The sequence below is a fragment of the Phyllobacterium sp. 628 genome (assembly GCF_014189505.1).
Classification (GTDB): Bacteria; Pseudomonadota; Alphaproteobacteria; order Rhizobiales; family Rhizobiaceae; genus Phyllobacterium.
This window is the reverse complement of the sequence record NZ_CP050301.1, coordinates 2772937-2786887: the sequence shown is the minus strand read 5'-3', so window position 1 is coordinate 2786887 and position 13951 is coordinate 2772937. Positions and strand designations below refer to the sequence as shown.

The window sequence follows — 13951 nt, the reverse complement described above, 5'->3', positions numbered from 1 at the left end:
TGACGTGAACTGATACGGCGAATTGTCATCATGGTCTTATTCGTAGCGAAACCGGTCTTTGAAGGAAAGAGAAGCAAATCATCCTCTCTTAATCGTGAAAGATCAGATTAATCAGGCAAATCTGCGGCTTGTGGCGAGACTACAGGGAGTCTTGATAAAGAAAAACCGGCAATGATGCCGGTTTTTCAACTCAATTATCCACGCGTTTTTTCAGGCTCAAAAGAAACCTTTTTTCTGCCACCAGCCGCGTTTTGTCGGCGCGTCGCCTTCCGCCTTCTTTTCCTTTGTCGCAGTCGAAGTCACAACAGGCGTGCTGTTATCAACCTTGGCTGGCTCCGGCTTTGGCGCAACAACAGGCTCCGGTGCCGGTTCTGGCTTGACTTCGACCGGTGCTGCAACAGGTGCTTCAACGGCAGCGGGTGCTGCTTCTTCGACTACGGTTTCCACGGCGACCGCTTTCTTGGCGGTCTTGCGTGGCGCACGTTTCGGCTTGGCCGGTGCTTCGGTTTCAGCAGGAGCAACTTCAACCGGTGCCGTTTCGGCAACGGTCTCAACAGGTGCCGCACCAGCCTTGGCGCGCGGCTTGCGCCGGGCAGGCTTCTTGGCAGGCGCTTCTTCTACGGCAACAACCTCGACGGTGGCGGTTTCAACGAAAACGCTCTCTTCGACGGCATCTGCCTTGGTTTCAACCGCAGCAGGCTTGCTGAAGTCCGGCAGCGGAATGCTGACGAATACTGGTTCAGCGTCTGGAACGGATCTGGCTGCGACCTGATGATCGTCGCCATCTTCCGGGCGGCGGTTCTTGCGGCCACCGCGACGGCCCCGCCGGCGCTTCTTGCGGCGTTCGTTTTCTTCTTCGCGTGCCTTGGTCGCGGCTGCATCTTCGCCTTCAACAGCAGGCATGTCCGAATCGTCGGCATCGTTGTCGCTGCGAACGGCCTGACCGGGTTCACCAGCTGCGGCTTCCTGACGGTCACGGCCACCACGACGGCGACGCTTGCGGCGGCGCTTGCGCGATGATTCATCGTTGTCACCGGTCTTGGTAGTTTCGCCGGACTGGGTCTCGACTTCGGCATCGTCGTCCACATCATCGATAACTGGATCGCTCTCGTCGAAGTCATCGACAATACCAAGAGTCGGTGTTTCCGTCAGCGGAACGATCGGACCAAGCGCAATGGAGCCCTTGTCGATGGCGAAATGCTGGGCGCCGACACTGTCATCAGCCTCAATGCTGATGGTCAGACCGAAGCGGGTCTCGAGATCGGCAAGGTTCTGACGCTTGTGGTTGAGAACGTAGAGCGCCGTGGCAACGGTTGTGCGCACGATGATGTTGTTCTGCGAATGGCGCAGCAGGTATTCCTCGATCGAGCGCATGACATGCAATGCGATGGAAGAAGCGGAACGCACATGGCCGGTACCGCCGCAATGCGAGCAGATCTGCGTGGTGCTTTCCAGAACGCTGGCGCGGATGCGCTGGCGTGACATTTCCAGCAGGCCGAAATGCGAGATGCGGCCAACCTGAATGCGGGCGCGATCGTCTTTCAGACAATCCTTCATCCGCTTTTCAACCGCACGGTTGTTGCGGTTTTCTTCCATGTCGATGAAATCGATGACGATCAGACCGGCAAGATCGCGCAGGCGCAATTGGCGCGCAACTTCATCTGCTGCTTCAAGATTCGTCTGTAATGCCGTGTCTTCAATCGAATGTTCACGGGTCGATCGTCCGGAGTTGACGTCGATGGCAACCAGCGCTTCGGTCTGGTTGATGATGATATAGCCGCCTGATTTGAGCGTTACCTGCGGCTGCAGCATACGGTCAAGCTGCGCTTCAATGCCATTACGGGCAAAGATCGGTGTCGGCTCCCGATAGGGCTGCACAACCTTGGCATGGCTCGGCATGAGCATGCGCATGAAATCCTTGGCCTCGCGGTAGCCATTTTCACCAGCGACGAGGATTTCCGTGATGTCTTTGTTATAGAGGTCGCGGATCGAACGCTTGATCAGGCTGCCTTCCTCGTAAACAAGGGTAGGCGCGCTGGATGCAAGGGTAAGGCTGCGCACATTTTCCCACAGGCGCATCAGATATTCGTAGTCGCGCTTGACTTCCGGCTTGGTGCGCATGGCACCGGCGGTGCGCAGGATGACCCCCATGCCTTTCGGCACTTCGAGATCCTTGACGATATCCTTCAGGCGCTTGCGATCCTGAATGCTGGTGATCTTGCGCGAAATGCCGCCGCCACGGGCTGTGTTCGGCATGAGGACCGAATAACGTCCGGCAAGCGAAAGGTAGGTTGTGAGCGCAGCGCCTTTGTTGCCGCGTTCTTCCTTGACGACCTGAACCAGCAGAATCTGCCGGCGTTTGATCACGTCCTGAATGTTGTACTGGCGGCGCTGGAAGCGCTGATGCGTCGGAACTTCTTCCATGGCATCTTCGGCACCGACAGACTCGACTTCGTCGAGTTCGTCATGCGGTTCTTCCTTGTCGTCCGGCTGGTTGCGACGCTTGGAACGGCGGGAATGGGTTTCACCTTCGCTCGACTTTTCGTCGCCATCGGTGTCTGCCTCATCGGCATCGATTATCACGGCTTCGGAAATCACATCGGCATCGATGGCCGCAGCAATTGTCTGGCCGCCATTATCCTCGGAGGAGGGGTTTTCATCCGATGCACTCTGTTCGGATGATTCATGATCGTCGCCAGCCTCGTCGGCTGCAGCGTCATCGGAAGCGTCGAGCTTTACGGAATCATCGTTCTGGCGGGTGCCACGACGGCTGCGGCGGCGATTGCGCTGACCACGATCATTGCGATCGCGGGTGCGCTGTTCACCGGCATTTTCCTCATGGTCTTCGTCCTGGCTGGCTGCCTCGGCTTCCGCGTCGATCAGCGCCTGACGATCCGCAACGGGGATCTGGTAGTAATCAGGGTGAATTTCGCTGAAGGCGAGAAAGCCATGGCGATTACCGCCATATTCAACGAAAGCTGCCTGAAGCGATGGTTCTACACGTGTGACACGCGCCAGATAGATATTGCCTTTGATCTGTTTCTTGTGTTCCGACTCAAAGTCAAATTCTTCAATTCGGTTGCCGCGAACCACGACAACGCGCGTTTCCTCCTGGTGGGAGGCGTCGATTAGCATTTTGTCCGACATTATAATTCTTCTCCCCGGCCCAAACGCTTGAAACGCGGGACAACCGGGACGCCCTTAGGGGTTCCGTAGCCGCGTTTTCACATTTGCCGGATATATTAAGGTTCGCAGAAACAGACAGACACGGCATCGCGCGGGGTTGCATCAAAGCACCCGCGGCTTTCAAGCCGGTAATAGTCACGTCTGTATCAAACATTTCTGTTCCTGACGAAACGACCTCTACGAATGGCACGCCTTGTAGCTGTGCCGACCCGTTACTGCACCGTGCGTCTGTTTGGGACGCACAGAGGCGCAGTAACAACTAAGATTGCGCATAATCCTTATCCAAAAATCGAATATGATTTTTGGGGTTATGCGGTAACACCCTCGAAAGGGCTGGCTCGACGCGCCTTGTCTGCGCTATCTGCCGTTCACAAAAAGCGTAGCCGACATTCCCTGTCTGCTCACGCCAAATTCTTTTCCGGTTACCCGCAGCGATGCTTCGCCTCTGCCGCTCCATGTCCCTGTCTTCATTGTCAGCCGGGCAAATTGCCGTGACAGAGAAGAGCATGATTCCGGATGGCGGAAAGTAACCCACCTTTGCTTTTAGGAGGTGTGTCGCGTTATGACAAGGCCTTCTTCATAATCGTGTCATCCGAATGGCACAGATGTGGCCGCACATAAGGCTGTTAACAACCCAGTATAACACTAAATTAACCACGATGGATTACCAATCGTTTACACATAGCGGGTGTAACATGGCGCTCCGTCTGATACAAAACAGCACCAGAGGGGATGATGCCTGCCCGGCGCGGCATCGATCTGCATTGAAATGAACGTGATATACCGGACTCTTCTCGCTGCTGCTTTTGGTGTGCTCGCCGTCGTGCAAGCTGGCCAAAGGTCTTATGCCGCCGATGATCTGGCCGCCTTGACCTATCAGGCAGCCGGTGACGAATTGCGCACCCGCGTTGTCATCAATTTCGATAAAGAACCCGATATTTCCACACTTCTGCTCGATCAGCCGCACCGGCTGGCGATTGATCTGCCGAAGACGGTGTTTGCCTTTGACAAAAAATCGCTAGAGCCGCGCGGAATTATCGATGACGTGCGCTACGGCATGATTGACGATGCGCGTTCGCGGCTCATTTTCACGCTGAAGGGGCCGTTCAAGGTAGAGCGGGCCGATGTGCTGAAGAATGATAACAGTCCGGGGTACCGGCTGGTGGCCGATCTGGTAGCTTCGTCCGACCGGGAATTTGCCGAAGCCGTCAAGGCGCAGAATGCGACAACGGCTTCGACACAGCTTGCGCCGAAGGGCGACCGCCTTGCCAGTGCGGCACCCGCTGAGGTCAGCAAAGCGCCAAAGCCGTTCACGGTTGTCGTCGATGCCGGTCATGGCGGCATTGATAGCGGCGCTGAAAGCACTGACGGCACCATGGAAAAGGACGTGACCTTGATGTTTGCGCGCGAATTGCGCGATCAATTGCGCAAGATTCCGGGGTTGCGCATTGAAATGACCCGCGACAGTGACGAGTTTCTCCGCTTGCCGGAACGCGTCCGCATTGCCCGCCAATATGAAGCGGACCTGTTCATCTCCGTCCATGCCGATACGATCAACCAGCGCAGCATTCGCGGCGCCACGGTCTATACGGTGTCCGACAAGGCGTCCGACGCAGCATCGCGCGCCATGGCTGACCGTGAAAACAAAGCAGACAACGTTGCGGGCGTGACATTTGATAATGAGACGCCTGAAATTGCCGATATTCTCATGGATCTGACTCGCCGCGAGACACATACTTTCTCCCTGAGTTTTGCTAAAGGCGTGGTCAAGGCGCTCAAGGGCGATGTCAATATGATCAACAATCCGCATCGTTTCGCTGGTTTTCAGGTGCTGCGCGCGCCTGACGTGCCCTCGGTGCTGGTTGAAATCGGTTATCTGTCGAATGAAGAGGACGCCAAGCTGATGCTGGATCCTGCCTGGCGCACGCACGTGGCCGAGCGGTTGGCTTCGGCGGTCGGTGAGTTTTCCGGCAAAAAGACAGCAGGCGCATCGAATTGACGCTTTGCGACGCGACTGGCAGCGGTACTAACCATAGCTATAGTTGTAGAGACTACTAAACTCGCGTTTGCGTTGCCGAAACTCCACAATTGGTATTTAAATTGTGCGCAGAACCGGGTTGTCCTTGCCTTTGTCACATTTGTCGCTCAATTGCGTCACTGAAATTGCCGGGCGTGGTGTTTTCCGGCTGACTTATATCAGGAGTACCTTTTGAGTGGTGTTTCTGAAGTGCGATCTGCATTGATTCTGGTCGTGCATAGATTATCGACATGCCAAATGGATGAAACGGGTTCCGGATACAAATGATACGCTTGATCGGATATTTTTTCGGAATCGGCACTGTTGTTGCGCTTTTGGCAGCGGGCGGTGCGGCCCTCTATGTGGTCAAATTATCCAAGGACCTGCCTGACTACGAAGTTCTGGCGAAATACGAACCGCCCGTCATGACGCGTATCCACGCTTCTGATGGTGCGTTGATGGCAGAGTTTGCGCGGCAGCGCCGGTTGTATTTGCCGATCCAGGCAGTTCCTGACCGCGTGAAGGCTGCTTTCATCTCCGCAGAAGACAAGAACTTCTACCAGCATCCCGGTATCGATATCAGCGGTCTTGCCCGCGCAATTATCGTCAACGTGCAGAACTGGGGCTCGCGCCGTCCAGTCGGCGCATCGACCATCACCCAGCAGGTGGCAAAGAACTTCCTTCTGTCGTCCGATCAGACGATGGGCCGCAAGGTCAAGGAAGCAATTCTGTCCTTCCGCATCGAGCAGGCCTATTCCAAGGACCGTATTCTCGAGCTCTACCTCAACGAAATTTTCTTCGGCCTGAATTCCTACGGTATCGCCGGTGCGGCGCTGACTTATTACAACAAGTCGGTCAACGAGCTCAGTATTGCCGAGGCGGCCTATCTGGCTGCGCTCCCGAAGGGACCTTCCAACTATCATCCGTTCCGCCAGACCGAGCGCGCGCTTGAGCGCCGCAACTGGGTCATCGACCGTATGGCCGAAAATGGCTACATCACGATGGATGAAGCCAAGACGGCCAAAGCCGAACCGCTGGGCGTGACGCCGCGTCATACCGGAAATTATCTCTTCGCTTCCGAATATTTCACAGAAGAAGTTCGTCGCCAGATCATCGGCAAATACGGCGAGAACGCGCTGTATGAGGGCGGCCTGTCCGTCCGCACGACGCTGGATCCGAAAATGCAGGTGCAGGCGCGCGCCGCCCTGCAGCACGGCCTGTTCAAGTATGACGAGGCCAAGGGCTATCGCGGGCCATACAAGACGATTTCAACCATTGGCGACTGGGGTCTCCCGCTTGCCGAGATCAAGCCGTTCTCCGATGTTCCGGATTGGCAGCTGGCGGTTATTCTTGAGGTAACGCCCACCCAGGCAACGATCGGGCTGCAGCCTGAGCGCAATGACGCCAATGGGCTTGTGACGGAACGCAAGAAGGGCACGATTGCCGCCGCTGATATCAAGTGGGCCATGAACCTCTATAAGGACGGCAGGCGCACGTCGGTGAAATCGCTTGAGGGTGTGTTCAAGCCCGGCGATGTAGTGTTTGTGCAGAAGAAAGACGGTAGTGACACGGCCTTCGATCTGCATCAGGTACCCGGCATCGAAGGCGCCATGGTTGCCATGGACCCGCATACGGGCCGTGTTCTGGCAATGGTCGGCGGCTTCTCCTTTGCCGAATCGGAATTCAACCGTGCGACGCAGGCGATGCGCCAGCCGGGCTCTTCGTTCAAGCCGTTCGTCTACTCGGCGGCGCTTGACAATGGCTATACACCGGCATCCGTGGTGCTTGACGGCCCTATCTCCATCGATCAGGGCGGCAGCCTCGGCGTATGGGCACCAAAGAATTATGGCGGCAATTTTGCTGGTCCATCCACCCTGCGCTACGGCATTGAACAATCGCGCAATCTCATGACCGTGCGGCTGGCGCAGGATATGGGCATGAAGCTCGTGGCCGAATATGCCGAACGCTTCGGCATCTACGACAAGATGCTGCCGGTTCTGGCCATGGCGCTAGGGTCGGGCGAAACCACTGTGATGCGCATGGTGACGGGTTATTCGATTATCGCCAATGGCGGCCGCAAGATCACGCCATCGATCGTCGATCGTATTCAAGACCGCTACGGCAAGACCATCTTCAAACATGACGAGCGCAAGTGCGAAGCCTGTACGGCTGAAGACTGGAAGAATCAGCCGGAGCCGGAACTGGTCGATGACCGCGATCAGGTGCTTGACCCGATGACTGCCTATCAGATCACATCGATGATGGAAGGCGTTATCCAGCGCGGTACCGCAACGATCCTGAAGAGCCTGAACCGTCCAATCGCCGGCAAGACCGGTACGACAAATGACGAAAAGGACGCCTGGTTCATGGGCTTCACGCCGGATCTCGTGATCGGTCTCTATCTTGGTTATGACACGCCCATGGCGATGGGCCATGGCGGCACGGGTGGCGGTCTTGCTGCTCCCGTGGCCAAGGATTTCTTCGACGCAGCCATGAAGGGCCAGCGGTCGGTTGATTTCCGTGTGCCGGAAGGCATGACCGTGGTTGCCATCGACCGCAAGACCGGCATGCGTGCGAGCGAAGGCCAGCCCAACGTGATCATGGAAGCCTTCAAACCCGGTACAGGCCCTGCGGACAGTTATTCGGTGATTGGCGCGAATTCATTCTCCGAGGGTGCACCGGTGGAAGTGCAGTCGCCCAACGTCAATCGCGCCATTCAGGGTGGCGGCGGCGGACTTTTCTGACCGCTTACCCTCAAGACTTTTTCGTAAAGTCTGAAGACTTTACATCGCGCGGACCAGTGAATATGGTCCGCCGCAATTCGAAAACACTGCCATATACAGAAGGAACGGACAGCCGATGCGCGCTGAAATCGAGACGCTGGTCGATGAGATCAAGCAGGCCATAAGCCTGCTGAGGAGGCATCTTTGACTGGGATACGTCAATCAAACGCCTGGGCTATCTGAACCAGCTTGCCGAGGACCCGACGCTGTGGAACGACGCTCAGGAAGCCCAGAAGCTGATGCGCGAACGCCAGCAGCTGGAAGATGCGATCAACTCCATCCGCAGCCTGTCGCAATCGCTTGAGGACAATATCGAACTGATCGCCATGGGCGACGAAGAGGGCGACAAGTCCATCGTCACCGAAGCGGAAGAGGGCATCCGCGCCATAAAGGTGGAAGTGGACCGCCGCCAGATCGACACGCTGTTGTCCGGCGAAGCCGATGCCAATGACACCTATGTCGAAGTGCATTCGGGCGCGGGCGGTACCGAGAGTCAGGACTGGGCGTCGATGCTGCTGCGCATGTATACGCGCTGGGCCGAACGCAAGCGCATGAAGGTCGAACTTCTGGAAATCCATGACGGTGAAGAAGCCGGTATCAAGTCTGCAACAATCCTGATCAAGGGCCACAATGCCTATGGTCTGATGAAGACCGAATCGGGTGTGCACCGGCTGGTGCGCATTTCGCCTTATGATTCCAATGCGCGGCGGCACACATCGTTCTCCAGCATCTGGGTCTATCCGGTTGTCGATGACAATATCGATATCGCGGTGACGGAAGCCGATGTGCGTATTGACACGTATCGCGCCTCGGGTGCAGGCGGTCAGCACGTCAACACGACGGATTCGGCCGTGCGTATCACGCATATCGCCACCGGTATCGTTGTGCAGTGTCAGGCGGAACGGTCGCAGCACAAGAACCGTGCCACGGCATGGTCAATGTTGCGCGCCCGGCTTTATGAAGCCGAGCTGGAAAAGCGCGAACAGGCAGCTGATGCCATTTCCGCTTCCAAAACCGATATTGGCTGGGGGCACCAGATCCGCTCTTACGTGTTGCAGCCATACCAGCTGGTCAAGGACCTGCGCACCGGGGTCGAAAGCACCAGCCCGCAGGACGTGCTCGACGGCGAAGTGGACATGTTCATGGAAGCCGCGCTGGCGCACCGGGTGCACGGTTCCGATGTTGAAGTGCAGGACATCGCCTAAAGGCGTTTGTATCGTGCAGGTTGAATACAATCCCCCGGCAGGACACAATCCTGCCGGGGGATTTTTATTCGGAGGTAACCCAAATGGAACCCGGACAATTGGTGACGCTCGATGGAGAACGCGTTTTCCTGCGGCGTCCGCACAACGGTGATGCCCAAGTACGGCTGGCACTTGGACACGACCTGGAGATTTATCGCATGTTTGGCGGCAGCCGGGAGGAACTGAGTGAAATGACGTCCCACGGTGCGGCCATGTGGGTAGAGAGCCTTGCCGAGCATCCCTATGCCTGGGTTATTGAGCATGAATCATTGATCGGCGAGATACGGCTCGATCACGTCAATCTCAGCGACCGGCGTGCCTCACTGGCCATCGGCATTTATGATCCTGCCTTGCTTGGGCACGGGCTTGGGTCAGAAGCTATCAAGCTTGTGCTAGCCTACGCCTTTGATGTGCTTGGCCTGCACCGCATTGGCCTTCGGGTGCTTGCCTATAATCAACGCGCGATCCGCGCCTATGAGAAATGCGGCTTTGTCATCGAAGGGCGGGAGCGCGACGCCGCCTTTGTCGATGGCGCATTCCACGATGATATCATGATGGGTGTGCTGGAACAGGAGTTCCAAGTGTTGAACCGGTGTTAGAGTAGTAGCAAGTTTCTGTTGAATGACAGTAGTTCTAAGCGTCCGCACACTGACTGAACCAGATGCAATTCATCTAAGAATTTCAGCATAAAATTACCAAGAAGTTGGATATCGTCAAGGAGAGACTCCCTGTACAAATTCGCGCCGTCCGGTATGGGCAATAGTATAATAGGGGGAAATATGAAGCGGATATTTATCGGTGTAATATCGTTGTTTATTACCGCATGTGCGACTACGAGTGAAATGCCATTGGCACAGAATATGGTGCGGTTGGATACACAAGCAAGCGGCCTTTTGTTCGTGGGCAGCGCGCCAAGCATGACAATGAAGAAAGCCGCCGAAGCCACATTAAAGCGGGGCTATACGCATTTTCGTTTAGAACAGGCCTCGACTTCACAAGGACATACGTTGGCTGGGATACAAACATACGGTTCAGGTATGGCAAGTGCCAATGTGTATGGCAATACGGCTTATGGCACATACACAGGACAGAGCTTTGCAAGGCCGGTGTATGCACCAACAGCAAATGTCGGTGTGACTGTTGTTATGTTTAAAGCTAAAGAGCCCGGTGCGCGTGGAGCATTCGATGCGGCAGATGTTTTAAAGAAGCAGGGTAAAATATAGAAAACGTTTCGGTAAAAGTCTCACACAAGCGAGGCTTTTACTATTCTTATGGTGAGTCTCGTTTTCAATCTTCTCGCTGATCTTCGAGAAAACATGACCACATGACATCTATGATCCGCTCGTCAGCGGCTGTGCCGATCTGGTAACGGTTGCTGCCAGCAAACCGGCCGCCTTCGTCCCACGGACCGGTGCCGCTCAGATATTCGGCGATTGCAAGGGCGGGCAGGGTGATCTTTGTGCCTTGAGCGGTGTCAACGCCAATGGCCTCGCATTCATGCGAAAACGCTTCATCGGTTTCGATAGTGACAGCGCCCGCCGGCTCGCCGCTCAGTTCCAGCATGCGGCTGAAGATTTCCGACCGGGCGGAGTGACTCATCATCACCTGTACCATCGACACTTTGTGCATAGCAGCTGCTCTCAATTTCCAAATTGGCTCGAGCTGTCGTCCTTAGGAGCGGAAGATTGCGGATACATGATCCGTCTCAGTGTCGATATCTAACGCATTGATTTGCTGGAATGGAATGGACGTGAGAGCCGGGCATTGCCAGCATCACTGGCAAATGCCAGCAGACCTGTTTTTTGAGGTATGTTAGGTATTTGCAGCGGACATTTTGTCCGCTGCCGGGAAAGTCACACGAATGCGCTTGATACTCATCGCGGCAACAAGTCTTCCATTGATCTGGAGTTTTCCGGCTGGAGCCAAAACCCAGTTCGGTCCCGGCGCTGTGACCTGCCAGACATTTCTTTACAGTTTCGGAAAGAGACACATCCTCGGTCAAGGCTATCGCGATTGGATCGCCGGTTTCATAAGCGGCTTCAATGAAACCCAGCCGGGGCCTGATGTCTTGAAGGAAGGTCACGAAGAAGAATATTTCAAGGCGGTGGAAGAGAAGTGCATGGCAATCCCCGACCAGCCTCTGTCGGATGCGATCATAGATCTGGAGCTGGAGCTCAATAAAAAGCTATTGGAATAGGAGAGGAACCCTTATGCGGACCTTGTTCAAGCTGTTCATAGCCATTGGTCTTTTCGCGACCGCAACTTCGGTCCCTGTGCAAGCAGCGCCGGTGGAAACTCACGTCGAAATTTCAACCGGGTTCCAAAAAACCTTCGCCGTTTCCGGGAAGACGAGTTTGACACTTGGCCCGGCGCGGCGATCGCGGATCGGGCCCGACGCCACAGGTCCAGGGGAGATTACCGTCAGCCTCGCACCGCCGGGCGGAGCCGTGGGTATTGCAAAGCTGCATGTTTTTGAGCGTACAGCCGTCCCTGTGGGGTTTACGGCAACAGCGTTTCGGGGGAAGGAGAGCATCGCCACCGTGAAGGTGAACGGCTGTCTCAATTTGGACGCTTGGGTCACCCTGCCAGTTGAGACAACGCGGGTCCGTCTGTCTGACTTCAAGCCTATCGAGAACGTCTGCAAATAGAACGAAGTTGGTTAAAGTTCGGCGGCGACTTCGCGGCCAACGGTCAGAAACCCTGCGGGATTAAGAGCAGTGCCGTTGCGGCGCACTTCATAATGCAGATGCGGGCCGGTGGAGCGGCCGGTGCTGCCCACCTTGCCGACGACATCGCCAATGCTGATCTTTTGGCCGACGCTGACGAGGATCTGGCTCATATGGCCATAGCGGGTCGAGAGGCCATTGCCGTGGTCGATCTCGACCATATTGCCGTAGCCGCCATTATAACCCGCCTCGGTCACAGTGCCATTGGCGGTTGCCTTTACGGATGAACCGGAGATGGCGCGAAAATCAATGCCGGAATGGAAGGCCATGGAACCGATAATGGGGTCCTTGCGCACGCCGAAGGTGCTGGAAACCGGCATCCCTGGCACAGGATTCGAAATCGGAATGGTCTTTGCCAGCGCTTTGGCACCTTCAAGCCGCTCCAGTGCCTGATCAAGATCGTTGAGCTTGGCGTCGAACGGGGCAACAGAACCGGCAGGAATGAACGGACCACCCGTATCGGACTTGCCGTCGAGTTCAGGTTTGACACCCGTCGCCGCCAGCGCTTCCATGATCTTGTCGGCATTCTCATAGGCGGTGTTGGACAGGGCTTGCATCTGTGCAACCTGTTTGGCCTCGATATCCGTCAGCGATGTGTTGACTTTTTTCAGCAAGAGCTCTGCCTTGTCGACACCGCGCTTCGACTTGTCGTCCTCGCGCGGCGGGACGGGTTTGCGTGTTGCCGTCGTCGGGCCGGTGATGATCGGATCAATGCCGTAAAAGCCGTCGTCTTCAGCCTTCACAACATCGTCGCCGTTGCTGTCCATCGGGGCGTTGTTATCTGCTTCAGGCGGGATAGCTGCGCCGGCATGTTCGGCGCGCTGCAGCAGCGGCACAAGCTTGTCATGACGTTCGGTCAGGGATTTCTGCCGCTGGATCAGTTCCGCAACCTTGGTGTCCATCAGCTGCTGGTCGAGCATCTGGCGGCTGGTGACCTGATCGAGCTGGGTGCGCAGGTTGGCAATCCGGTCTTCATAGGCTTGCTGCAAGCGGGCCTGACGGGCAACGCTGCCGCTGATCAGATCGTCGCGGAATACCAGATAGGAGGTGGCAATCAGATAGGTGCCCGCGAGAGCAAAGGCGAGGGTGCCGCCAAGAATAGCTGCCCATGGCCGAAGCGTGAAATGACGGATCGTTTCGCCCCGCGCGATGATGATCGTGTGGGGTTCCTGGCGGTTGCTGAAGATGGGGGAGTGTTTTGCCTTCTTCATGGCGGATGCGCTCGTCATTTTGCAGCTTCAATTCATGGAGGCATTACACTCTGTTAGGGTTAATAAATCCTGACCAAGAGCATAATCCTCCATGAATTCAAGCGGAAAGCGGCGTGTTTATGCCTTGAGCGCCCTGGTGGCCTCGAGAACTTCCGCAGCGTGGTTGGGAACCTTCACCTTGTTCCAGATCCTGGCGATCTTGCCATTCGAATCGATGAGGAATGTCGTGCGCTCCACACCCATATATTTGCGGCCATACATGCTCTTTTCGGCCCACACACCGTAAGCTTCCAGAATGGTCTTTTCTTCGTCGGCAACGAGATCAACCTTCAGGTCATATTTGGTCTTGAACTTGTCATGCTTCTTGGTGGGGTCGGGAGACATACCAATGACCCTTGCACCAAGCTTTTCGAATTCAGGCTTGAGACCGGAAAACTCGATGGCCTCCTGTGTGCAACCGCTCGTATCGTCCTTCGGGTAGAAATACAGCACCACAGGTTTGCCGCGCAACTCCGCCAAGGAGAGCATACCGCCGCCATCGCGGGGCAGCATAAACTCGGGTGCGGAATTGCCGATTTCAAGGGATGTCATAGGAATGCCTTTCTTTCATCATTGAATGCGCGCCTCATGTGAGCAACTATAGAGAGGCAAGGGAATCGTCTACGGTTTCCCATATGATTCCTCAATTGGCTTGGGAATTTGACAGAGAAACCGAAAAGAGTCCGCTTCTCAAAGCGGGACTTCCTCAAATTTCATCACTACCCGTCTGCGGTGGAGCAAGGCG

11 protein-coding genes are annotated in these 13951 nt (G+C 55.9%); 7 read left to right on the top strand and 4 right to left on the bottom strand.

What is annotated here, in order from left to right; genetic code table 11:
- Positions 1-216: 216 nt before the first annotated feature.
- Positions 217-3147: a ribonuclease E/G gene (locus HB779_RS15325; protein ID WP_188343174.1), complete on the bottom strand. Its 2931-nt coding sequence runs from the start codon at positions 3145-3147 to the stop codon at positions 217-219.
- Positions 3148-3955: 808 nt separating this feature from the next.
- On the opposite strand from HB779_RS15325, the gene HB779_RS15320 reads away from it, so the two are divergent.
- The 5 genes from HB779_RS15320 to HB779_RS15300 all read left to right on the top strand — a co-directional run bounded on the left by HB779_RS15320 (position 3956) and on the right by HB779_RS15300 (position 10453).
- Positions 3956-5185, top strand: coding sequence for an N-acetylmuramoyl-L-alanine amidase (locus HB779_RS15320; RefSeq protein WP_188343173.1), 1230 nt, complete (start codon positions 3956-3958; stop codon positions 5183-5185).
- Between the two features lie 302 nt (positions 5186-5487).
- Positions 5488-7947 carry a penicillin-binding protein 1A gene (locus tag HB779_RS15315; RefSeq protein ID WP_188343172.1) on the top strand — a complete coding sequence of 820 codons (2460 nt, stop codon included), beginning with the start codon at positions 5488-5490 and terminating at the stop codon, positions 7945-7947.
- A gap of 115 nt (positions 7948-8062) precedes the next feature.
- Positions 8063-9191, top strand: a protein-coding gene (gene prfB / locus HB779_RS15310) for a peptide chain release factor 2 (RefSeq protein WP_188343171.1) whose coding sequence is annotated in 2 segments (ribosomal slippage) — positions 8063-8131 and positions 8133-9191 — 1128 coding nt in all. Because the reading frame shifts where the segments join, the coding sequence is not laid out codon by codon here.
- Between the two features lie 83 nt (positions 9192-9274).
- Positions 9275-9829 (top strand): GNAT family N-acetyltransferase, encoded by a 555-nt coding sequence (locus HB779_RS15305; protein WP_188343170.1) that lies wholly within the window; start codon positions 9275-9277, stop codon positions 9827-9829.
- A 180-nt stretch (positions 9830-10009) separates the two neighbouring features.
- Positions 10010-10453: a hypothetical protein gene (locus HB779_RS15300; protein WP_188343169.1), complete on the top strand. Its 444-nt coding sequence runs from the start codon at positions 10010-10012 to the stop codon at positions 10451-10453.
- A gap of 64 nt (positions 10454-10517) precedes the next feature.
- On the opposite strand, the gene HB779_RS15295 is transcribed toward HB779_RS15300, so the two are convergent.
- Entirely contained in the window at positions 10518-10859 is a 342-nt protein-coding gene (locus HB779_RS15295; RefSeq protein WP_188343168.1) for a hypothetical protein, read from the bottom strand.
- Between the two features lie 232 nt (positions 10860-11091).
- On the opposite strand from HB779_RS15295, the gene HB779_RS15290 reads away from it, so the two are divergent.
- Positions 11092-11427, top strand: a complete 336-nt coding sequence (locus tag HB779_RS15290; protein WP_188343167.1) for an HdeA/HdeB family chaperone — start codon at positions 11092-11094, stop codon at positions 11425-11427.
- A 13-nt stretch (positions 11428-11440) separates the two neighbouring features.
- Positions 11441-11878 carry a hypothetical protein gene (locus tag HB779_RS15285; RefSeq protein ID WP_188343166.1) on the top strand — a complete coding sequence of 146 codons (438 nt, stop codon included), beginning with the start codon at positions 11441-11443 and terminating at the stop codon, positions 11876-11878.
- A gap of 11 nt (positions 11879-11889) precedes the next feature.
- On the opposite strand, the gene HB779_RS15280 is transcribed toward HB779_RS15285, so the two are convergent.
- Complete coding sequence (locus HB779_RS15280; RefSeq protein ID WP_244642380.1) at positions 11890-13185, bottom strand: peptidoglycan DD-metalloendopeptidase family protein; 1296 nt, start codon at positions 13183-13185, stop codon at positions 11890-11892.
- Positions 13186-13284: 99 nt separating this feature from the next.
- Positions 13285-13758 (bottom strand): thioredoxin-dependent thiol peroxidase, encoded by a 474-nt coding sequence (gene bcp, locus HB779_RS15275; protein WP_188343165.1) that lies wholly within the window; start codon positions 13756-13758, stop codon positions 13285-13287.
- Between the last annotated feature and the right edge of the window lie 193 nt (positions 13759-13951).

What these genes read in the sequence shown, in the direction of transcription:
- HB779_RS15325 (WP_188343174.1), bottom strand. Translation starts at nt 3,147, where the DNA reads ATGTCGGACAAAATGCTAATCGACGCCTCCCACCAGGAGGAAACGCGC.
- HB779_RS15320 (WP_188343173.1), top strand. Translation starts at nt 3,956, where the DNA reads ATGAACGTGATATACCGGACTCTTCTCGCTGCTGCTTTTGGTGTGCTC.
- HB779_RS15315 (WP_188343172.1), top strand. Translation starts at nt 5,488, where the DNA reads ATGATACGCTTGATCGGATATTTTTTCGGAATCGGCACTGTTGTTGCG.
- HB779_RS15305 (WP_188343170.1), top strand. Translation starts at nt 9,275, where the DNA reads ATGGAACCCGGACAATTGGTGACGCTCGATGGAGAACGCGTTTTCCTG.
- HB779_RS15300 (WP_188343169.1), top strand. Translation starts at nt 10,010, where the DNA reads ATGAAGCGGATATTTATCGGTGTAATATCGTTGTTTATTACCGCATGT.
- HB779_RS15295 (WP_188343168.1), bottom strand. Translation starts at nt 10,859, where the DNA reads ATGCACAAAGTGTCGATGGTACAGGTGATGATGAGTCACTCCGCCCGG.
- HB779_RS15290 (WP_188343167.1), top strand. Translation starts at nt 11,092, where the DNA reads ATGCGCTTGATACTCATCGCGGCAACAAGTCTTCCATTGATCTGGAGT.
- HB779_RS15285 (WP_188343166.1), top strand. Translation starts at nt 11,441, where the DNA reads ATGCGGACCTTGTTCAAGCTGTTCATAGCCATTGGTCTTTTCGCGACC.
- HB779_RS15280 (WP_244642380.1), bottom strand. Translation starts at nt 13,185, where the DNA reads ATGACGAGCGCATCCGCCATGAAGAAGGCAAAACACTCCCCCATCTTC.
- bcp (WP_188343165.1), bottom strand. Translation starts at nt 13,758, where the DNA reads ATGACATCCCTTGAAATCGGCAATTCCGCACCCGAGTTTATGCTGCCC.